This window comes from Pseudomonas chlororaphis subsp. aurantiaca (assembly GCF_013466605.1).
Classification (GTDB): domain Bacteria; phylum Pseudomonadota; class Gammaproteobacteria; order Pseudomonadales; family Pseudomonadaceae; genus Aquipseudomonas; species Aquipseudomonas chlororaphis_I.
Genome location: NZ_CP059162.1, coordinates 2,581,162 through 2,601,829, shown reverse-complemented (window position 1 = coordinate 2,601,829; position 20,668 = coordinate 2,581,162). Strand labels below are relative to the sequence as shown.

Genomic DNA, 20,668 nt, shown 5'->3' with positions numbered 1-20,668 from the left:
GCGCCCTCCGGATCCCTCGCTTTCGCTCTGAACGCGCACCTTTGCGCGTCGAGCCTTGCCGCCTTGCTATCTGCCATTGCAACCGGGCCATGCCGGCGCCGCTGCATGAACCGAACCTGCGCGCCGCCATGGCGCAAGCGAGAGAACCATGAAATTTGCAGCCCTTGACGAGGCCCGTGGCTTCCTGGCCGCCAACCCCGATATCGACATGATCGAGCTGTTCATCCTCGACGCCAACGGCGTGCCGCGCGGCAAGCTGCTGCACCGCGAAGAACTGCTGGCGGTCTATGAAAGCGGCCGCCCGCTGCCCAGCACCATCCTCGGCCTGACCCTGCAGGGCGACGACGTGGAAAACTCCGGGCTGGTCTGGGACGTCGGCGATATCGACTGCCGCGCCTACCCCCTGGCCGGCAGCCTGGTGCGCCTGCCGTGGCGGCAGATCCCCACCGCCGCGGTGCAGGTCAGCATGCACCCGCAGGAAGGCCTGCCCGCCAGCATCGCCGACCCGCGCCACCTGCTGATCAAGGTCATCGACCAGCTCAAGGCCGAGGGTTATCACCCGGTGATGGCCTGCGAGCTGGAGTTCTACCTGCTGGATGCCAAGCGCGACGGCAACGGCCGCCCGCAACCGGCGCTGGACGCCGACGGCGGCCGGCCACGACACACCCAGGTCTATGGCCTGCGCGAACTGGAGCAGATCGAACCCTTCCTCGCCGACCTCTACGCCGCCTGCAAGCTGCAAGGCATTCCGGCGCGCACGGCGATTTCCGAATACGCCCCGGGCCAGGTGGAAATCACCCTGGAGCACGGCGATGCCCTGGAGGCCATGGACCAGGCGGTGCGCTACAAGCGCCTGGTCAAGGCCGTGGCCCACCAGCACGGGATGCAAGCGACCTTCATGGCCAAGCCCTTCGATGACCTGGCGGGCACCGGCATGCACATGCACGTCAGCCTCGCCGACGCCGAGGGCCACAACCTGTTCGCCGCCGCAGACCCGGCCGGCACTCCGCTGCTGCGCCAGGCGGTGGGCGGCATGCTCGCGTCCCTGCTCGACTCGCTGCTGCTGTTCTGCCCCAACGCCAATTCCTATCGCCGCTTCCAGGCCAACAGCTACGCGCCGCTGGCGCCGACCTGGGGCGTCGACAACCGCACGGTGAGCCTGCGGGTGCCGGGCGGCCCGGCCAACAGCCGGCATATCGAGCACCGCATCTGCGGCGCCGACGCCAACCCCTACCTGGCGGCCGCGGCGATTCTCGCCGGTATCCATCGCGGCCTGCGCGAACAGCTCGATCCGGGCGATCCGGTGCAAGGCAACGGTTATGCCCAGGCCAGCGAACTGCTGCCCACCGACTGGCTGACCTCGCTGACCGCCCTGGAGAACTCCAGCTGGGCCCGCGACGCCCTGGGCAGTGAGTTCCTTGGGGTCTACCTGGCGGTCAAGCGCGCCGAATACCGCCAGTTCATGGCCGAAGTCGGCGAACAGGACTGGCGCTGGTACCTGACCCAGGCATGACGCGCTGGCCGGCGTCACGGCGCCGGCCCGGCCCCCTCCCAGCATTCGAGAACGACCCATGACAGCCGCATTCAACCCGGTAACACCGGCAGCCGAACGCTGCCCTTCCTACTACAGCGCCACCCTGAATAACGAAACCGCCTACCCGCCCCTGCAAGGCCAGGTGAGCGTCGACGTGGTGATCATCGGCGGCGGTTTCACTGGCGTCGCCAGCGCCGTGGAACTGGCGGAAAAAGGCCTGAAAGTGGCCCTGGTCGAAAGCCACAAGATCGGCTGGGGCGCCACCGGGCGCAACGGCGGCCAGGTCACCGGCAGCCTGTCCGGCGACGAGGCCATGCGCAAGCAGATGCGCCGCACCCTGGGCGACGAGGTCGACGATTTCATCTGGCAACTGCGCTGGCGCGGGCACCGGATCATCCGCCAGCGCGTGGCCAAATACGCCATCGCCTGCGACCTCAAGCACGGCCACCTGCATGCCGCCTACAAGCCCAGCCACCTCGCTGGCCTGCGCGCCGACTACGAAGAAGCGGTGCGCCGCGGCATGGGCGACGAGGTCAGCCTGCTGGACCGACAACACGTGCGCGAAGTGCTGGAAAGCCAGCTTTACCACGGCGCGATCAAGAACACCCGCAACATGCACCTGCACCCGCTGAACCTGTGCATCGGCGAAGCCCGCGCCGCCGAGAGCCTCGGCGCGCTGATCTTCGAGCACAGCGAAGTGCTGCAGATCGTCCACGGCGAGCGCCCGGCGGTGATCACCGCCCACGGCCGCATCGACGCCAAACAAGTGCTGCTGGCCGGCGACGTGTACCACAAGCTGGAGCCGAAACAACTCAAGGGCAAGATCTTCCCGGCCATGGGCGGCATCGTCACCACCGCGCCCCTGGGCGACCTGGCCAAGCGCCTCAACCCCCAGGACCTGGCGGTCTACGACTGCCGCTTCGTGCTCGACTATTACCGCATGACCGCCGACGGCCGCCTGCTGTTCGGCGGCGGCGCCAACTACAGCGGCAAGGACTCGCGGGACATCGCCGGCGAACTGCGCCCCTGCATCGAACGCACCTTCCCGGCGCTCAAGGGCGTGGCCATCGACTTCCAGTGGAGCTGCGCCATGGGCATCGTGATCAACCGCATCCCGCAGCTGGGCAAGCTCTCGGACAACGTCTGGTACTGCCAGGGCTACTCCGGCCATGGCATCGCCACCAGCCACATCATGGGGGAGATCATGGCCCAGGCCATCACCGGCCACCTCGAGCACTACGACACCTTCGCCGCCTGCAAGCACATCCGCGTGCCCTTCGGCGACCAGCTGGGCAACCCGATGCTGGCGGCGGGCATGTGGTACTACCAGATGCTTGAACGGTTGCGTTGAGGTGAATGCAAGCATCGCCGGACGGGCCCGACGCGCTGCTGTAGCCTATGGCAGCAGCGGCGCGAATCCATAAATGGATGGCCGCATGGGTGACATCAAGGAGAAGGCAAATGGTGCAAGCGGGCATCGACGAGACACAAACCATCGGCTCGAGGATCTGGACCTGGTATGGCCAGGACGAGTACCGAAAAATCATCCTGGTCGGCGAACTAGGCCCAGCCCTGGAATTCCTGGCCCTGGATGCAGGCCGGCAGCGAACGGAGATCGGCTGCTGCGCGGAGTGCAATCTGTGGTCTGACTATCTCGATTATCTCGTGCACTTTGTGCAGCGTTTCCCTGCGCGCCTGGCGCCGCATTTGCACCAGCGGTTGCAAACCCTGTTGAGTGCCTGTGAAGCCCTGAGCCCGCAAGCCTATGGAATGACCCTCGAAGACAATGGCTTTGAACACCCACAATGGGCGCCGCTGCGCCTGGACGCCCAAGAGGCTCTGGAGCTGTTGGGTTGGCTAGAAGTGCAGGAACACATGTCCGAGCTGACCGAAGAGTGCCGAGCGGCACTGAAGAAGTGGCCGGATTGACGGCCTTGCGCTTGCCGGCGAAGACGGCCTTGCGGACCTCTTCGCTGGCGAGCCGGCTCCTACAGCCATAGAGGAGTCAGGCGGGAGTGCGTGGCAAGGCGCGTTTGTGGGCGGTGCGCTGGTAGGCGGTTTCGATCAGCTGGCGCACGGCATCGGACACAGGCTCGCCCATCAGGTAGGCGTCGATCTCGGCGTAGCTGCAACCATAAGCCGTTTCGTCCAGCTTGCCCGGCGCCAGTTCTTCAAGGTCCGCCGTGGGGGCCTTGTGCACCAGATGCCCGGGAGCGCCAAGCGCCTCGGCCAGCGCGCGTACCTGAGTCTTGGTCAGGCCCGACAGCGGAGCGAGGTCGCAGGCACCGTCGCCGTATTTGGTGAAAAACCCCATCAGGGCCTCGGCCCCGTGGTCGGTCCCCACCACCAGGCCGTTGCTGAAGTTGGCGACCGCATACTGCGCCAGCATCCGCGCCCGCGCCTTGACGTTGCTCTTGGCGAAGTCGGTCAGTTCGGCCGACGGCTGCAAGCCATCGATCCGCACCTGGCTCATCAAACCGTCGACGCTGTCGGCAATGTTGCAGGTGCTGACCGAGTCCGGGCGGATAAAGTCCAGGGAGACCTGGGCATCGTGTTCGTCAGCCTGGTTTTTATAGGGCAGGCGCATGGCGATAAAACGGGCGTCGTGCCCTGCCCCGCGCATCTGCTCCACCGCCAGCTGGCACAGGCGGCCAGCGGTCAGGGAGTCGACGCCGCCGCTGATGCCCAGCACCAGGGTCTTGCCGCCGGACTCGCGCAACACCTGCTGGATGAAATCCACGCGCCGGACGATTTCCGCGGCTTCGTCTCCGCGCGCCAATTGCCGATCGATACCCAGCTCCCGGGCAATTCGTTCTTGGGTCTGGCTGCTCATATCAGGCCTCCAGGGGCGAGTTGCTGAGGTTGACGTTGAACACCTGCGCCGCGTACCTGAGGAACGACGGGTCTTCGCAGACGTTCTTGATCGGGTCATCGGAGAACTTCACCACCGGTTCGCCATGCACCCGCACCAGCTTCATCACGATGCTCAGCGGTTCGACGCCTTCGACGTCGCAGGCCAGGCTGGTGCCCATGCCAAAGCCGAACTTCGCCTGGCCACGCACATGGCGCAGGATCGGCAGGCATTTCTCGAAGTTCAGGCCGTCGGAGAACATCAGGTCCTTGGTCCGTGGATCGATGCCCAGTTCCCGGTAGCGGGCCAGGACCTTGTCGGCCCAGGCAATCGGGTCCCCGGAATCCTGGCGCAGGCCGTCGTAGAGCTTGGCGAAGTACAGGTCGAAGTCCTTGAGGAAGAAGTCCGTGCTGATGCAGTCGGTCAGGGCAATGCCCAGGCGGCCGCGGTATTCGTGCACCCAGTTTTCCAGGGCTGTGTTCTGGCTCTCCCGCAGCCGGCCCAATTGCTGGTGCACCATCAGCCACTGGTGGGCCATGGTGCCGATCAGCGGCAGGTCGAACTCGTAGGCCAGGTGGGCGTTGCTGGTGCCGACGAAGACCCCGGGAAAGTCGCTGCGCATGATCTTCACCACCTCGCGCTGGGCCTTGAACGACAGGCGTCGACGCGTAGAGAAGTCCGAGACCCGCAGCTCGGCGAGCTCTTCGCGGCTGGCGTTTTTCTCCAGCCATTCGAACTTCTGATAGAGCCGGCGGGTAACGTCCGCAAGCTCCACCTCCGGGTACCTGTCGCGGTTGCGCAACTCACTGACCATGGCCAGCACCGGCTGTTCGAACATGATGCAGTGCAACATCGGGCCACGGACGCGAATGCTCAGTTGGCCATCGACCGCCGCCACGTGGATGTAGCGCAGGTTGAAACGGAACAGGCCGAGAAACTGCTCGAAGTCCGGGGTCAGGTACTCGCGAAAACGCTTGTTGAATAAAAAGCGCTGTTCGCCTTCGCGCATCTGCAGGCTGGCGAGCTTTTCCAGTTCCTGGCGGATCTCTGGGATCAGATGCGCCAGGGACTCTTTGGAGCGAACGATGAACTGGTATTCCACCTCGACATTGGGGTGCTGGTGCAGCACCGCCTGCATCATGGTGAAGGTGTAGTAGTCGGTGTCCAGCAGGCTCTGAATCACGCCGTTGTCACGGTCAAATGCACTTTCCATGGTGACTCCTCAGGCACTGGCCAATCTGGCGGTTTCTTCGCGGGTCGCGGCAACCGCGATACCCGCTTGTTGCATCTCGTCGATCGCCTGGGTGGCGCCCTCTGCGCTGATGGCGCGGCAGGCCGGCAGGTGGATGATCACCTTGAAGCCCGCGGCGGCCAGTTGCAGGGCAGTAGTCTTGACGCAGAAATCCAGGGCCAGGCCGCCGACAATGACCCGTTGCACGCCCTGACGGTCGAGGTACTCGATGACCCCGGTGGACAGCTTGCCGTGCAGGTCGTGGTAGCAGGCTCCGTAGGGGTGCAGGTCCGGCTCCACGCCTTTCCACACGAAGTAGTCGTAGTCATAGGGAGTCGGTAATTCGTCCAGCAGGGTGAACCCTTCGGTGCCCGGTACGCAGTGGCTGACCCAGGTCAGGTCGGCATGCTCCAGGCCGGTGGGCTGGAGCATCTGTCCGGGCTCGGCCACCACCCAGGGGGCCTGGGGGCTGTGGGCGTCCTTGCTGCCGATGCGCAGGCTGGCCAGGGTCGCCATGAAATTCAGCTCGCCACCGATGCGGTCACCCTCGGCCACGGGCAACTCGCCTGGGCACAGCGGGGTGAAGCTCTTTTGTGCATCGACATCGAAGGAAGCGGTCTTCATCGTTTGGCTGTTCATGCTGGTTTTCTCCTCTGCATGGATCACAAAGTACATGTCATGTACTTTCATGGCAATCCCTTGACCCTGTTTTTTTATTTAAACCACCCAATCCAATATTATAAACAGCGCCAAATATGTCGATTCCCTGTGCACACAAGCAATGATAAAGTACACGTCATGTACCAAAAGAGGAGAAGCAGATGTTTGAACTGGCCCTCTATGGCGGTGCCTTCAACCCGCCCCACGCCGGTCACGCCCGGGTCATGCTCGAAGCCGCCCGCCACGCCCGGCGCGTGCTGGTGGTCCCCAGCTTTCGCCATCCGGACGGCAAGCGCATGGCCGACTTCGAGCAACGAGTGAACTGGTTGCAGGCCATTACCCGGCACTTGCAACCGGAGTGCCCCGCCGAACTGGCAGTGAGCCGCCTGGAGCAGCAACTGGCCCTGGCCGATCCCGCCCCGGTCTACAGCTACGCCCTGCTGCAACGCCTGGCGGACGACCTGGCTCTGGACGGCAAGCGCATTGCCCTGGTGGTGGGTGAAGACGTGGCGCGCCAGTTGCCCAGGTTCCATCGTGGCGAAGAACTGCAGCGGCGCTTTTCCATCCTGCGGATCGAGGAACAACCGGGGGTACGCAGTACCCTGTTGCGCCAGTGCCTGGCCCGCGGCGAAACACCGCCAAGCCAGTGGCTGGCACCGGGAATGAATCCGCTAAACTACGGCCTCTACGCCGTCCACGGAAGTTGATATGCACGACCGCCCCCCCTACCCCAGTGCCTACCTGCACACCATCGACCTGTGCCTGCTGCGCTATAACCGCGAGCGCTCTGAACTGGAAATCCTCCTCCATCAACGCGACAGCGAACCTTTCGCCGGGCACTGGGCGCTGCCAGGCATCGTGGTCAATGGCGATGTCGAGGATCGCAGCCTGAATGATGCGGTGGAGCGTCTGCGGCGCTCCAGCAAGGTGGGCATGCCCCTGGCCTGGCTGGAGCAGGTGGGCACGGTCGGCGACGCCTTTCGCGACCCGCGCTGCTGGTCGTCCTCGACCTTCTACCTGGGGATCGTCAGCGAACCGGTGGAGCCCGGCCCGCAGCAGGGTTTCTTTGCCCTCGGGGACGTGGCCAGCGGCAGTTTCAAGCTGCCCTTCGACCACAACAGCCTGGTGGCCCAGGTGCACGAGCGGCTGTTTTCCAAATCCCTGTACAGCAGCCTGCCGCTGATGTTTCTCGGCAGCGAGTTCAGCGCCCCCGAAGCGGTGAGCATCTTCTCCCTGGTGCTGCAACGGCCGGTGCTCAAGACCAGCATCCGCCAGCGCCTGTTGAAGATGTGCGAAGCCGGCCACCTGCGCGATACCGGACGCAAGAAGAGCGGCGACGGCGGCCGGCCGCAAGCCACAGTGGAAAATCTCAAGCTCACCGAGCTGTACCTGTTCGATCGCTGTTTTCTGGAGTGATACCCCCCATGAGTTCCATCGCCGACAACCAGTGCCTGCTGGATACCCCGTATTTCAAGGTGGTCCGTGAGCAAGGCTACTTCATCATCAAGGAACCCCGGGCGGTGAACGGCGTGGTGGCCGTACCGACCCTGACCGATGGCCGGTTGATGCTGGTCAACCTCAAGCGGCGGGCCATCGGCGGCCAGTCCATCGAGTTTCCCCGCGGCGCCATCGATGCAGGGGAAAGTGCTGTTGACGCCGCGGCCCGCGAATTGCTGGAGGAAACCGGCTGGCAGGCGTCGCACGTTCGCGAACTGGGCCTGCTGCACAGCAATACTTCGCTGATCGCCAGCGCGGTGGCGGTGTGTCAGGTGCAGATTGTCGAGCAACAGGCCGCCACCACCGATGGTGAAGTGGACAATCTGTTGTGGGTCAGTCACCAGGAATTGATGACGATGATTGCCACCGGCCAGATCACCGACGGCCACACCCTGTCGGCGGCGATGATGCTGCTGGCCAGCGAGTCGGCCTAACGCCCCCCACTTCTCCAAAGCGAAGCCGCACAAATCCCGCCCAACCTATACAACCCCGGAATCTGCTCTAGGCTGAAGCCTCTGGCGACTATGGATATAGAGCCATCGAGCCAGTGGAAACACATGGAAATGACTTTCAAGGAGATACCCCATGTCTGCGATTCCTTCAAGAACCAACCGCTCTCCCCTGCGCATGAACAAGGATGTCACTGCGCTGATTCCGGACTTCCCCTTTCACTACGCCAACTATTTGCAGAGCGCGGCTAATCGAAAGCTTCCCCCCTGCCAGGTAGACCCGGCGAACTATGGGCAGAAAGTGTTGATCGTCGGCGCTGGCGTCGCCGGCCTGGTCGCCGCCTATGAAGCCATGCGCATGGGCCTGCACCCGGTGGTGGTCGAAGCCTCCGAGCGCATCGGCGGACGGCTCTACTCCAAGGTCCAGGGCGACCCCGAAAACCCGGGCAGCCAGGTGCTCTGTGAACTGGGCGCCATGCGTTTCCCGGTGTCGGGCAAGGCGTTGTTCCACTACTTCCGCAAAGTCGGCATGACCGAGAACTCGGCGGACTTTCCCAACCCGGGGACTGCCGCGGCGATCAGTACGGTGGTCGATTACCGTGGGGAGAAGGTCTATTACGAAGTGGACGGCAACCCGGCCTTTCCAAAGCCACAGGAATACGTCGAGCTGGAAAACCAATTCTTCGATGACTTCCTGGAAAACTACCACTTCAAAGATCTGGAAAAGGCCATGACCGAGGGCTTCATCGATCAACAGAAGATCAAGCAGCTCTGGAATGCCATCGTCAAACCTCAGTCGGGAACCAGCGGCGACGACGTCAGCTTCTACGCCGCGCTCCTGGAAAACTCCGGCTGGAGCAAGGCCGACATCGACCTGTTCGGCCAGATCGGCTTCGGCACCGGCGGCTGGAACACCGACTATCCCAACAGCATCCTCGAGTTGCTGCGCGTGCTGTACACCGGCCTGGACGCCGACCACCAACTGATGTTCGACGGTTCCTCGAGCCTGCCGCAACGACTCTGGTCCAAGGCGCCGAAAGAACTGGGTGACGTGATGCTGCACTGGGGCGAGGACACCACGGTCGAAGCGCTGTCGCGCGAGGTATTCGCCGACCCGTTCCACAAGGAGGTGCGACACATCGAACGCCAGCCGGACGGCTCCTTCCGCGTCGCCATCACCGACACCCGCACCCGGCAGACCCAGCAGTGCCACTTCCCCAGCGTCATCTACACCCCGCATGTGCGGATCCTCGACAAACTGCGCTACTCGGGGAACCCACAAAGCCTTCCCGCCATGAACAGCCTGCTGCCCATCGATACCTGGGAAGCCATCATGTACACCCACTACATGCAGTCGGCGAAGATTTTCGCCGCCACCCAGCGCCCGTTCTGGAACGACCCGGTGGTGGGCGACGAGCAACGCAAGATGAGCATCACCCTCTCCGACCGCCTGACCCGCGGCACTTACCTGGTCGACTACTCGGCCAGCAAGGGCGACTACAAAGGCAGCGGGATCTTCCTGTCCTACACCTGGAACGACGATGCGCTGAAATTCCTCGGCGACCGCCCCGCGCCGTTGCCGCAGCATGTCGAGCTGTGCACCAACCTGCTGGACAACATCTACCCGGGGATCAACCTCAACGAGCAATACAGCACGGGCGATGCGTTCGTGGAGCACAACTGGGAGGATCAGCCGCTGTACCTGGGCGCCTTCAAGATGAACCTGCCAGGGCAGTACGAATATCAGCGGCGGATCTTTTCCCAGTTCATGAGCGGCATCGACACGGGCAATCCCGACCGCTTCATCCTGGCGGGCGATGACGTGTCCTGGACCGCCGGCTGGGCCGAAGGCGCGGTCACCACCGCGATCAATGCGCTGAACAAACTGGCGGTCTGTTTTGGCGGCGGCAGCCAACCGAACAACCCGGGGCCGGTGGAGTCCTGGGAGCAGTTGAAACCGGTCGAGTTGAGCTGACCGGTAAATAGCGTCACTTCAGACCCCGTCGCTGCCAGACCGGCACGACGGGGTCTTTGTTTCATGACCTGGCGCTTGCTTAGCGCCCCCATTTCTCCAAGGCGAACTCGACGAAACTGCGCAGCTTGGGCAGGCGGTAACGGTCCTGGGCGTAGAGCAGATGCATCGCCCGCCGGGGCAACTGATAGTCCTGCAGCACGGGCACCAGCCGTCCCTGTTGCAGGTCTTCTTCCACCAGGGCATCGGGCATCATCACCACCCCCAGGCCACCCCGCGCCGCGCGGTGCAGGCCGGACGAGGTGTTGGTCAGCAACGAGCCGGACACTGGAATCAGCACGTCCCCCTCGGGCCCGCGCAACGGCCACTGGGTGGCAGTGGAACTCCACTCGTCACCGGCCGGATAGGCGAACGCCAGGCAGTTGTGGTGCTGCAAGTCCTCCGGGACTCGTGGCGTGCCGCAGCGCTGTAGATAGTCCGGCGCGGCGCAGATGGTCAGGGTGTAGTCCTCCAGGGGCCGGGCGATCAGCGACGAGGTGTCCAGGTTTCCCAGGCGAAAAGCCACATCGAAGGCACCGTCGATCAGGTCGAAGCGTTGGTTGGCCAGTGTCAGCTCTACCTTGACCTGCGGACAGCGCTGCTGGAATTCGCTCAGGGCCGGCGCCAGGCGCTCGGTGCCGAAGGTCAGCGGCGCGGTGATGCGCAGGGTGCCGGACGGCTCGCCCTGGACCTGTTCCGCCATGCGCTCGGAGTCCGCCACCAGCCCCAGCACCGCCAGGCAACGCTGGTAATACTCGGCGCCGAACTCGGTCAGGCGCTGGCGCCTTGTAGTGCGGCTGAGCAGGCTGACCCCGAGGCGCTGCTCCAAGGCCCGCAGGTGATTGCCGACCATGGTGGTGGACAGGCCGCACTCACGGGCGGCGGCAGTCATATTCCCTGCCTCCACCACCTTCACGTACACAGACATCGCCTGGAACAGATCCATTATCAACCCTGACTTGAAGATGATTAAAGAATTGACGAGTTTATCTAGCCCAGGTGGCTAACGATACTGCCCGCACACCCCTTGGATGGAGCTTCCCGTCATGACCGCCACCTGCCTGATGAACACCTATCAGCCGCTGCCGCTGAGCTTCACCCGCGGCCTGGGCACGCGCCTCTGGGACCAGGCCGGCCGCGAATACCTGGACGCGGTGGCCGGCGTGGCGGTGACGGGCGTCGGCCATTCCCATCCCAGGCTGGTCAGCGTCATCAGCGAACAGGCCGGCCTGCTGCTGCACACCTCCAACCTCTACGGCATCGACTGGCAACAGCGGCTGGCGCAGCGGCTGACCCGCCTGGCCGGGATGGACCGGGCGTTCTTCAACAACTCCGGCGCCGAAGCCAACGAGACCGCGCTGAAGCTGGCGCGGCTGCACGGCTGGCACAAAGGCATCGAGCGGCCGCTGGTGATTGTCATGGAGAACGCCTTCCACGGCCGTACCCTGGGCACCCTGGCGGCCAGCGACGGGCCGGCGGTGCGCCTGGGCCTGAACTCGCTGCCGGGGGATTTTCTCAAGGTGCCCTTCGGCGACCTGGCTGCCCTGGAGCAAGCCGCACAGGCCCACGGCCCGCGTATCGCCGCGGTGCTGATGGAACCGATCCAGGGCGAAAGCGGTATCCGCCTGGCCCCGCCCGGCTACCTGAAGGGCGTGCGCGAACTGTGCAGCCGGCGCAACTGGCTGCTGATGCTCGACGAGATCCAGACCGGCATCGGCCGCACCGGCCAGTGGTTCGCCTGCCAGCATGAAGGCGTAGTCCCGGACGTGATGACGCTGGCCAAAGGCCTGGGCAACGGCATCCCCATCGGTGCCTGCCTGGCCCGGGGCAAGGCCGCGCACCTGTTCACCCCCGGCAGCCACGGCAGCACCTTCGGCGGCAACCCGCTGGCTTGCCGGGTGGCCTGCACCGTGCTGGAGATCATCGAAGAACAAGGCCTGCTGGCCAACGCCAGGCGCCAGGGCGAGTACCTGCTGCAACGCTTGCGGGCGGAGCTGGCCGATCATCCACAGGTCCTGCAGGTACGTGGCCTGGGGCTGATGATCGGCATCGAGCTGAAAGCCCCACGGCGCGAGCTGGCGCTACGGGCAGCGCAGGATCACGGGCTGCTGATCAATGTGACCCGGGGCAGCACCATCCGCCTGCTGCCAGCGCTGATCATCGACGAGCGGGAAGTCGAGATGATCGTGCGCGGGGTCAGCCGGACATTGCAAAACGCCGAGGTCGATGGCAATGCAACAAAAGAGGCAGGAGTGCTGGCGGTATCGTGAGCCGATGCCGGACGGACGGTCAGGCGAGGTGAGATGGAACGCTATCGCGAACAAGCCCGCTCCTGTTGGGAGCAGGCTTGCTCGCGATACTGTGCGGTGTTCAGTCGTCCAGCGGTTTGGGTGGCGCCGCAGGCTTGCCCGATCTGGCGGCTTTGCCGGCATGGGCTGCCTTGACTTCCGAGACCGGCGCTAACGTCGGCGCAATGGCTTCCTTCTCCGCCGCCGGCAGCTGGTCGATGGTGCTGAAGACTTCCTTGAGTTCGATGGCCCCGGAATGCTCGAGCTTCTTCTCGCCGTCCTTGCCCACCAGGATCACCTTGGTCTGCGCCCCGGCGCCGAGCTTCAGGCTGCGGATCAACGCCATGGTCGATTGCGGGTCCAGGTCCTTGCCGTCGCGTTGGCCGATGGTGTTGATCACCGTGTAGAGCACCATGTTGCGTTCGCTGAAGGCCTGGCGGTTGGCCGGCTCGTCGAGGGATTTCTTCAGCGCCACCAGGGTCGGGTCCACGGTGCTGGGCGCGATCACGATCAGTGGGCGCGCCTTGCCCTGGTCCTGGGCCAGGGGGCCTTCGTTGTCGGCCGCCATTGCGGGGCCGACGACAGCGAGCAGCGTTGCGAGGGTCAATGACCGAATGAACATGCGTCTCTCCTTTGGGTATCCACGTCCTAATGATTGCGCATCAGGGGAAAAGGTCCAGACCTGGACTCAAATTCTGACATTTTATTGAGCCATGCCCATGATCCGTGGTGCGGGAACCGTCGCTGCGCAGGCTCGTTTTCGCCGCGAGCGATCGACACTCCCATAAACACCAGTGATGAGCGAACCGTCCTATTCGGCATGAGCGACCCGCCTTGGCGCCCATGACAACCGGCATGGCCTATGCCGTTCTGGCATGGGTCCATACGAATTCGTCATCATTTTCGCGGCGGCGGCGTGATAGCCTTCATCCCGGCCATAACAAGAGCGCCCGCCTGGCTTTTTCCATCCGGTGCGGCGTCACCCGCCGTTTCATACCTGCTTGCTTCGTCTTCATCTGCCCAGGTTTTCGCAGCGACCCTCCTATACAGGCTCGCTGGACGACCGATTGCATTTTTGACTCGACGCTATCGTCGGCATCTCTTTTACCTCCTTCCGGGAGTTCGTATGTCCAGGCTGTCTCATCAAGATTTACGCCGTAGTTTTCGCGAGTTGATCGCTTCAGACTCCTGCTTCCACACTGCCTCTGTCTTCGACCCGATGTCGGCGAGGATCGCCGCCGACCTGGGGTTCGAAGTCGGCATTCTCGGCGGCTCCGTCGCCTCGCTGCAGGTGCTGGCCGCGCCTGACTTCGCCCTGATCACCCTGAGCGAATTCGCCGAGCAGGCCACCCGCATCGGCCGCGTCGCCCAACTGCCGGTGATCGCCGACGCCGACCACGGCTACGGCAACGCCCTCAATGTGATGCGCACCGTGGTCGAACTGGAGCGCGCCGGCGTCGCCGCCCTGACCATCGAAGACACCCTGCTGCCGGCCCAGTTCGGGCGCAAGTCCACCGACCTGATCTCGGTCGCCGAAGGCGTGGGCAAGATCCGCGCGGCGCTGGAAGCCCGGGTCGACCCGGAACTGGCAATCATCGCGCGGACCAACGCGGCGATCCTGCCGATCCAGGAAATCATCAGCCGTACCCAGCAATACGAGCGCGCCGGCGCCGACGGCATCTGCATGGTCGGGGTCAAGGATTTCGAGCAACTGGAACAGATTTCCGAGCACCTGTCGGTGCCCTTGATGCTGGTGACCTACGGCAACCCGGCGCTGCGCGACGATGCGCGCCTGGCGCAACTGGGCGCGAAGATCATCGTTGACGGCCACGCGGCGTATTTCGCGGCGATCAAGGCCACTTACGACTGCCTGCGCGAACAGCGGCAGATCTTCACCCAGGCCTCGGACCTCAGCGCCACCGAGCTGGCCCACACCTACACCCAGCCCGAGGACTACATCGTCTGGGCCAAAGAGTTCATGAGCGTCAAAGAGTGAGCCGCTAGCTCACCCTCCCTTGCGATCACCGAGGACCCGAGGTCCTGGGTGGTCGAAAGCCGCTTCGCTCCTCCCCCCGCCCCACTCTCTATTCCCCCGTCCCGTTCAACGCCTCATCGACACTGTCGAGGATCTGCCCGATGGTCCAGGGCTTGCGGATGAACGACACCGGGTAGCGGATGCCGGAGCTCTGCGGCGTCTCGTAACCGGACATCACCAGCACCGGCATGCCCGGCCAGCGCTCGCGCACCCGGTTGGCCAGGCCCGCGCCGTTCAGGGTGCCCGGCATATTGATATCGGTCAGCAGCAGGCGCACCTGCTCCGGATGGCTTTCCAGGAACAACAGCGCCTCATCCGCGCTGGGCATGGCCTGGGTCGCGAAACCCTCGTCCTGCAGGATCTCGCAGAGAAAGTCCAGGATCATCGGCTCGTCCTCGACCACCAACAGCAGGCGAGAAGGCTGGCCTGGATTGACGGATGACACTGGACTCATGAGGATGCCGCTCCCTGACTGCGTACACGACCCTGGCACGATTACGCCATTTAGAGTTATGAGCAGTGCCGGGCCGATAAATTCATTCGGCCTGCCGAGGTGTCGGACAAGACAGCCCACGCACCGTCGGTTGCGCCGGCGGCAACGGGATGACCGCCAGGGGCGCCGGGCTCCCACCTGCCCCCAAAGCCGCTCCCAGGCTAAGCATCCTGGGTGACATCGATCACCCTGACGTCCATCTTCCCTGAATTGTTCCAGTAGAAGCCCAGCACGTCATTGGCACAGAACTGCAAGCGCCCCGACGGCAGGTCCGACCAGACCTGATCGCCGCCCCCGAGCAGGCGCCAGGGCGACTTGCCCGTTGGGCCTTCGGTGCGCACCAGCAGCGCCATCCAGGCGGCCTCGGGCAATCGCCTGGCCCAGCCGAAGCCCTCGCGGATGCCGCCCGGGTGCGCCACTCCCTCGGGCCCGGTCGGCGGGTCCTTGGCATCGGCCCACAGGCCTTCCACCAGGAAGCGGTAGCGATGACCGGCCTCGATCTCGAACTCGCTGGCGACACAGGACTGGTCGGCCAGTACCACGATGGGCAGGGTCTGTGAAGGCATGCTCATGGTTGCCGCCGTCCGATGCTGCTGGCCAGGTCCACCTGGCGCCGCCGTTGCACCCGCTCGGCGATGGGTTGCGACAGCACCAGGGCATGCCGCGCTCCGCCTAGCCCGAGAATCCGCGCCAGGGTCGCGCGGACCGTGGTTTCATCGTTGTCGAAGTCGCCATGGTGACGGGCCCCGGAGGCATTCTGATTGCCCATCGGCAAGTCGTTGGGCGCGCGCACCCAGTCGGCGTTCGAGGTGCTGGCGAATAGCTGCGCCAGATCACTTTCGCCGGTGACGAAGCGCTCCATGCCGAGGATAGGTTCACCGTCGGGCCGAATCAGCGGGATGCGCACCTTGTCCTCGAAAGCATCGGAAACCAGGTACAGCAAGGACTTGTTGTAGATATGCGCACAGTGGTCATCGCGCTCGGCCTGGTCGGTCAGGGTGAACAGGCCGAACTTCTGGATGCGCTTGTCACGGATCGGCGCCAGGTACGTCTCGCGGAACAGCTTGACGGTGCAGGCCGGCGCCCACAGGTGGCAACTGGCAATCCTCACCTCCAGCCCCTTCAGCTGGCTGCGCGCCATCGGCCCGCTGCTCATCGTGCCCCTGGAAACCAGGTACTGCACCATCGGCGCCAGCAGGATGCTGCCCGCGCTGTGTCCGACGATATGGATCTCCACTCCCTGGGCAGCCAGGCGCGCCAGGGCCTTGGCCACCACCCGCGCCCCGCCGTTGGCACTGACCGTGGCACGCAGGCCGTTTTCCTTCATTTCGTCCCACTCGGCCTTGCCGGTCAGCAGCCGGGCAATGGGCTCCAGCGCATCGTCCAGGCGGTCGAGCATGAAGTCTTTGGTCGCATCCAGTACTCCTTCGGAGCGCCGGCGCCGGGCGGCATCGGCCAACATGTTGCCCAGAGTGCTCCAGTAATCGGTCTTCCAGATGAACGCCAGCGGATAACACTCGGCCTGCAACATGGCCGCGCGGTAGCCGGCCACGGTTTCGATGGCCCCGGCCTGCGTCACCAGGCCGCCGTGGGCATACACCACGATGCGTTTTTTCGCCCAGCCGGCGGTGATGCGCGGGAAGTCCACGGCGAATATTTCCTGGACGCTGGCCGCGGTGGTCGCCAGGTCGCCACGCGGGTCGAAGGCGCCGTCGTTGCCCAGGCTGATAACGTGCGGGCGAATCTCCCGCAGGGTCTCGCTGGACGAAGCCGCCGCCACCGCCTTGGCCTGCGAGCTCGCCTGCAGTGGCACGCGCAGGGTGATCGGCGCACCGAGCCGCGCAACCCAGGCATCCGCGCCGTTGGCCAGCCAGTCGTCGTAGCGCAGGTGGGCAAAACCCTCGTACCCCCACGTCTCGCCCCAGGAGTTCTGAATCCAGAAACCGTCCTGATCATAGGCAACGATCGCGAAGGCATGCCCGCCGAGAATGTTCGCCGAAGGCTGGATATGGCCATCCCCACCGACCACATGCCAACCCTCATGCACACTGGCGCTGGCATACAGCACGCCGACTTCGGCAATCGCCGCATGCATGGCGACGATGTCGGTGTGGTTGACCCGGAAGTAGGCCCCCAGCGGACGCAGCGCCGCCTCTTCGGCCAGCACCTGGGTCAGGGTCGTGGCCTGGTTGCCGGCCTGCCACTGCGGCGCCGGGCACACCCCGTGCTTGTACCAGCCCTTCATCGCCCCACGACAACTGGAACCTTCGTCCGCCTCGCCGGCCCATTCGTCATAACGGCGGGCCAGGTCGTACAGCATATGCGGGCTGACGAGCGTGGCGTCGGACTGATAGCGACGGGTGCGCAGCAGGTAATGCGCCACTGTCGCCAGGCCATAACCGGTGCAGGCGTTTTCCTGGCCCTGGTCGAGTACCGGCACCCTGGTCTCGCGGTAGTCGCTGAGTTCGCGGCGTACCGGGACTTCCACCAGGGTCGGGATATACATGGTGTCACGAAAATCCAGGCCGTCCGGCCGTACGTTCAACACCCGCACCGGGGCCGTGGCGGTCTTGCGGCTGGCGACCTTCTTGCCAGCCTTGGCGGCAGCGGTTTTTTTCGTGTTTTTTTTCTCGCCTGTTTTGGGGGTAGCCGCAGCCTTGCCCTTCTTGACCGCGGAACGCTCGGATGCAGATGCCATGTTCACGCACTCCCGATGTCGTGACGAGACTGGCACTGCTGGCGCCCGGTTGCGCTCCCCAGCCCTATGGGTGAATGGGCTGAGCATAGCCAAGGGCAATGCACGCCGCTTTCGCTTCGGACCACCAGCTGTGAGAAAGTAGCGAGGCGCACGGGCCGTACGTTCCAGTGGCCCCGTTTGCCTTTGCGTCGTGAAGCCCGGGAGAATGTTTTTCCCGGCGTCCCGACCGCCGCTCACTATTCTTAAGCCATGGGCCCGCATGGGCCGGTGGTCTCGCTTTCAAGGAATCCAGAATGCAACCAAGACACGTCATCAACGCTTCGGTCAGCCCCAAAGGCAGCCTGGAGACTTTGTCCCAACGTGAAGTGCAACAACTCAGCGAAGCCGGTTCCGGCAGCATCTATGCCCTGTTCCGCCAGTGCGCCCTGGCCATCCTCAATACCGGCGCCCACGTCGATAACGCCAAGACCATCCTCGACGCCTACAAGGATTTCGAGGTTCGCATCCACCAGCAGGACCGTGGCGTGCGCCTGGAACTGCTGAACGCCCCGGCCGATGCCTTCGTCGATGGCGAGATGATCGCCAGCACCCGGGAAATGCTGTTCAGCGCCCTGCGCGACATCGTCTACACCGAAAGCGAGCTGGCCAGCCAGCGCATCGACCTGGAAAGCTCCCAGGGCATCACCGACTACGTCTTCCACCTGCTGCGCAACGCCCGCACCCTGCGCCCGGGCGTGGAGCCGAAGATGGTGGTGTGCTGGGGCGGCCACTCGATCAGCACCGAGGAATACCAGTACACCAAGAAGGTCGGCCATGAGCTGGGCCTGCGCAAACTGGACGTCTGCACCGGTTGCGGCCCGGGCGTGATGAAGGGCCCGATGAAGGGCGCGACCATTGCCCATGCCAAGCAGCGCATGAGCGGCAGCCGTTACCTGGGCCTCACCGAGCCGGGCATCATCGCCGCCGAGGCGCCGAACCCGATCGTCAACGAGCTGGTGATCCTGCCGGACATCGAGAAGCGCCTGGAAGCCTTCGTCCGCGTCGGCCACGGCATCATCATCTTCCCGGGCGGCGCTGGCACCGCCGAGGAGTTCCTGTACCTGCTGGGCATCCTCATGCACCCGGACAACCGCGACCTGCCGTTCCCGGTAATCCTCACCGGGCCGAAAAGCGCCGCGCCGTACCTGGAGCAGTTGCATGCCTTCGTCGGCGCGACCCTGGGCGATGCGGCCCACAGCCTGTACCAGATCATCATCGACGACCCGGCCGAGGTCGCCCGGCAGATGACCGAGGGGCTCAAGGAGGTCAAGCAGTTCCGCCGAGAACGCAACGACGCCTTCCACTTCAACTGGCTGCTGAAAATCGACGAAGGCTTCCAGCGTCCGTTCGACCCGACCCACGCCAACATGGCCGGCCTGCAACTGGACCACGCACTGCCGTCCCACGAACTGGCGGCCAACCTGCGCCGCGCGTTCTCCGGCATCGTCGCCGGCAACGTCAAGGACAAGGGCATCCGCCTGATCGAGAAGCACGGCCCGTACGAAATCCACGGCGACACCGCGATCATGCAGCCGCTGGATCACCTGCTCAAATCCTTCGTCCAGCAGCACCGGATGAAACTGCCGGGCGGCGCGGCCTATGTGCCGTGCTACCGGGTCGTCAGCTGACAGCCCAGTGACCACAGCCCCCGGTGCAATGCCGGGGGCTGCTTGCGGCCCCACAGAAAACGCCGGCCAGCGGGCACAGCGAGCGCCCAGGGAACTCCTGGGCTGCGCCGCGCATCCTAGATTGTGTAGCACTTCCTTTTTGCTTCATGCTGTCGGAGGACGCCCTCATGCGCCGCCTATTACTCGTTTCTTCGTTGTTGCTCTGTCTGCCCGCAGGTTCAGCCATGGCCCGTGTCGATGCGGGTGATGTCGCCACCTCGGCAGGGGTTTCCGCCTCGCTGTACTCGACCTTCAAGGACGACAAGATGGTGATTCCCGCCCGTGACGACGCTTCCAGTTTCGTCGCCAGCGGTGGTGCCATCCGTGGTGTCTACCTGGAGTCGGTGCTGCAGAAAATCCGCCAGGAAAACCCAGGCCTCAACGCCAGCGATGAAGAACTGGCCAGGGCCATCCTCACTCAACAGGCGCAGCCCGCCGGGCACTAACGGCCTGTGCCGTCCTGCGCTCCGCGACCGGGACGTCGCGGAGCCGCACAGGACACATCCCCCTTTCACCCCGCCTGGACCGCCGCGGCGGTTTCGGCGCGGGTGAACAGACCACGACCGATGGTCCGGGCCGTGCGCAAATGCAGCGCCGGGTCCTGGCTTTCCGATTCCAGCAACAGCTGCGAGGTCAGCACCCGCGCGCCGCAGTAATCGAAGATCCCGTGATCGATCTGGGTCTTCATCGCCGTCTCGTAGCCGTGGCGCCCGTAAGTGCCGGCATCGGCCCCACCGACGCCGAGCAGATGCACCCGCAGGTGTCCGAGCTTCTTCTCAAAGCGATTGGCTTCGAGGTTGAAATCGAATGCCCAGCCGTTGGCGAACACCCGGTCGATCCAGCCCTTGAGCAGCGCCGGCATCGACCACCAGTACACCGGATAGACCAGCACCAGCGCATCCGCGCGATCAATGCGCGCCTGCTCGGCCAGCACGTCGGCCGGGGGCTGTTCCTGCCGGCGATGGACCGCGTGGTCGGCGACGTTGAAGCGTGGGTCGAACGCCTCGGCGAACAGGTCGGCGACCTCGAACGAATGGGACGGCCCAAGGCCCTCGGCGACCTGGGTCGCCAGGCTGTGACTGAGCGAGCGGGGATCATGGTGGGCGACAACGATAAGCGCATGCATGGCGAGGACTCCTGCAAATGGGGCAAATGGATTGAGGGCGGCAACCAGGCCCTATATACTTTTAGTAAGTTACGAACAGTAAGTTACTT

The 20,668-nt window shown here is 64.4% G+C and carries 20 protein-coding genes; 11 read left to right on the top strand and 9 right to left on the bottom strand.

The window, feature by feature from the left end:
• Positions 1-148: 148 nt before the first annotated feature.
• The 3 genes from H0I86_RS12090 (at position 149) to H0I86_RS12080 (ending at position 3,463) form a co-directional block, all read left to right on the top strand.
• The gene (locus tag H0I86_RS12090) at positions 149-1,513 is read left to right on the top strand and encodes a glutamine synthetase family protein (protein WP_180925183.1); all 1,365 of its coding nucleotides are present in this window, start codon (positions 149-151) and stop codon (positions 1,511-1,513) included.
• A 58-nt stretch (positions 1,514-1,571) separates the two neighbouring features.
• Positions 1,572-2,885 carry an NAD(P)/FAD-dependent oxidoreductase gene (locus H0I86_RS12085; RefSeq protein ID WP_180925182.1) on the top strand — a complete coding sequence of 438 codons (1,314 nt, stop codon included), beginning with the start codon at positions 1,572-1,574 and terminating at the stop codon, positions 2,883-2,885.
• 110 nt (positions 2,886-2,995) lie between these two features.
• Complete coding sequence (locus H0I86_RS12080) at positions 2,996-3,463, top strand: hypothetical protein (protein WP_180925181.1); 468 nt, start codon at positions 2,996-2,998, stop codon at positions 3,461-3,463.
• A 76-nt stretch (positions 3,464-3,539) separates the two neighbouring features.
• On the opposite strand, the gene nadE is transcribed toward H0I86_RS12080, so the two are convergent.
• Genes nadE through H0I86_RS12065 form a run of 3 tightly spaced genes read right to left on the bottom strand, consistent with a single transcriptional unit; the run spans position 3,540 to position 6,255 of the window.
• A complete protein-coding gene (gene nadE / locus H0I86_RS12075) occupies positions 3,540-4,367 on the bottom strand; it encodes an NAD(+) synthase (RefSeq protein WP_180925180.1) in 828 nt (275 codons plus the stop codon).
• A 1-nt stretch (position 4,368) separates the two neighbouring features.
• Positions 4,369-5,598 carry a nicotinate phosphoribosyltransferase gene (gene pncB / locus H0I86_RS12070; protein WP_180925179.1) on the bottom strand — a complete coding sequence of 410 codons (1,230 nt, stop codon included), beginning with the start codon at positions 5,596-5,598 and terminating at the stop codon, positions 4,369-4,371.
• Positions 5,599-5,607: 9 nt separating this feature from the next.
• On the bottom strand, positions 5,608-6,255 hold the full coding sequence (locus H0I86_RS12065) for a nicotinamidase (RefSeq protein WP_081363238.1): 648 nt from the start codon (positions 6,253-6,255) through the stop codon (positions 5,608-5,610).
• A gap of 182 nt (positions 6,256-6,437) precedes the next feature.
• On the opposite strand from H0I86_RS12065, the gene H0I86_RS12060 reads away from it, so the two are divergent.
• The 4 genes from H0I86_RS12060 to H0I86_RS12045 all read left to right on the top strand — a co-directional run bounded on the left by H0I86_RS12060 (position 6,438) and on the right by H0I86_RS12045 (position 10,197).
• Entirely contained in the window at positions 6,438-6,983 is a 546-nt protein-coding gene (locus H0I86_RS12060) for an adenylyltransferase/cytidyltransferase family protein (RefSeq protein ID WP_180925178.1), read from the top strand.
• A 1-nt stretch (position 6,984) separates the two neighbouring features.
• On the top strand, positions 6,985-7,692 hold the full coding sequence (locus tag H0I86_RS12055; RefSeq protein WP_180925177.1) for an NUDIX hydrolase: 708 nt from the start codon (positions 6,985-6,987) through the stop codon (positions 7,690-7,692).
• An 8-nt stretch (positions 7,693-7,700) separates the two neighbouring features.
• Positions 7,701-8,207: an NUDIX hydrolase gene (locus H0I86_RS12050; protein WP_180925176.1), complete on the top strand. Its 507-nt coding sequence runs from the start codon at positions 7,701-7,703 to the stop codon at positions 8,205-8,207.
• A 151-nt stretch (positions 8,208-8,358) separates the two neighbouring features.
• Positions 8,359-10,197 (top strand): flavin monoamine oxidase family protein, encoded by a 1,839-nt coding sequence (locus H0I86_RS12045; protein WP_180925175.1) that lies wholly within the window; start codon positions 8,359-8,361, stop codon positions 10,195-10,197.
• 79 nt (positions 10,198-10,276) lie between these two features.
• On the opposite strand, the gene H0I86_RS12040 is transcribed toward H0I86_RS12045, so the two are convergent.
• Complete coding sequence (locus tag H0I86_RS12040) at positions 10,277-11,179, bottom strand: LysR family transcriptional regulator (protein ID WP_124334528.1); 903 nt, start codon at positions 11,177-11,179, stop codon at positions 10,277-10,279.
• A 100-nt stretch (positions 11,180-11,279) separates the two neighbouring features.
• Between H0I86_RS12040 and H0I86_RS12035 the strand changes: the two genes are divergently transcribed.
• Positions 11,280-12,503, top strand: a complete 1,224-nt coding sequence (locus H0I86_RS12035) for an aspartate aminotransferase family protein (RefSeq protein ID WP_180925174.1) — start codon at positions 11,280-11,282, stop codon at positions 12,501-12,503.
• A gap of 100 nt (positions 12,504-12,603) precedes the next feature.
• On the opposite strand, the gene H0I86_RS12030 is transcribed toward H0I86_RS12035, so the two are convergent.
• Positions 12,604-13,143: a DUF4174 domain-containing protein gene (locus H0I86_RS12030; RefSeq protein ID WP_180925173.1), complete on the bottom strand. Its 540-nt coding sequence runs from the start codon at positions 13,141-13,143 to the stop codon at positions 12,604-12,606.
• Between the two features lie 504 nt (positions 13,144-13,647).
• Between H0I86_RS12030 and H0I86_RS12025 the strand changes: the two genes are divergently transcribed.
• On the top strand, positions 13,648-14,517 hold the full coding sequence (locus H0I86_RS12025; protein WP_009048360.1) for an oxaloacetate decarboxylase: 870 nt from the start codon (positions 13,648-13,650) through the stop codon (positions 14,515-14,517).
• An 88-nt stretch (positions 14,518-14,605) separates the two neighbouring features.
• Here the strand turns inward: H0I86_RS12025 and H0I86_RS12020 are convergent, their stop codons facing one another.
• From H0I86_RS12020 to H0I86_RS12010, 3 genes are all read right to left on the bottom strand, one after another.
• On the bottom strand, positions 14,606-15,010 hold the full coding sequence (locus H0I86_RS12020) for a response regulator (RefSeq protein ID WP_180925172.1): 405 nt from the start codon (positions 15,008-15,010) through the stop codon (positions 14,606-14,608).
• 200 nt (positions 15,011-15,210) lie between these two features.
• Complete coding sequence (locus H0I86_RS12015; RefSeq protein ID WP_180925171.1) at positions 15,211-15,621, bottom strand: hypothetical protein; 411 nt, start codon at positions 15,619-15,621, stop codon at positions 15,211-15,213.
• Positions 15,618-17,747, bottom strand: coding sequence for a C1 family peptidase (locus H0I86_RS12010; RefSeq protein WP_180925170.1), 2,130 nt, complete (start codon positions 17,745-17,747; stop codon positions 15,618-15,620). Before H0I86_RS12010 ends, H0I86_RS12015 begins: the two co-directional genes overlap by 4 nt.
• A 293-nt stretch (positions 17,748-18,040) precedes the next feature.
• Here H0I86_RS12010 and ppnN point away from each other — a divergent pair, with 293 nt between their 5' ends.
• Entirely contained in the window at positions 18,041-19,414 is a 1,374-nt protein-coding gene (ppnN, locus tag H0I86_RS12005; RefSeq protein WP_009048358.1) for a nucleotide 5'-monophosphate nucleosidase PpnN, read from the top strand.
• Positions 19,415-19,581: 167 nt separating this feature from the next.
• Complete coding sequence (locus H0I86_RS12000) at positions 19,582-19,899, top strand: DUF2388 domain-containing protein (protein WP_007924983.1); 318 nt, start codon at positions 19,582-19,584, stop codon at positions 19,897-19,899.
• A gap of 65 nt (positions 19,900-19,964) precedes the next feature.
• Here H0I86_RS12000 and H0I86_RS11995 read toward each other — a convergent pair whose 3' ends face one another.
• Positions 19,965-20,579, bottom strand: a complete 615-nt coding sequence (locus tag H0I86_RS11995) for an NAD(P)H-dependent oxidoreductase (RefSeq protein ID WP_180925169.1) — start codon at positions 20,577-20,579, stop codon at positions 19,965-19,967.
• Positions 20,580-20,668 lie beyond the last annotated feature (89 nt).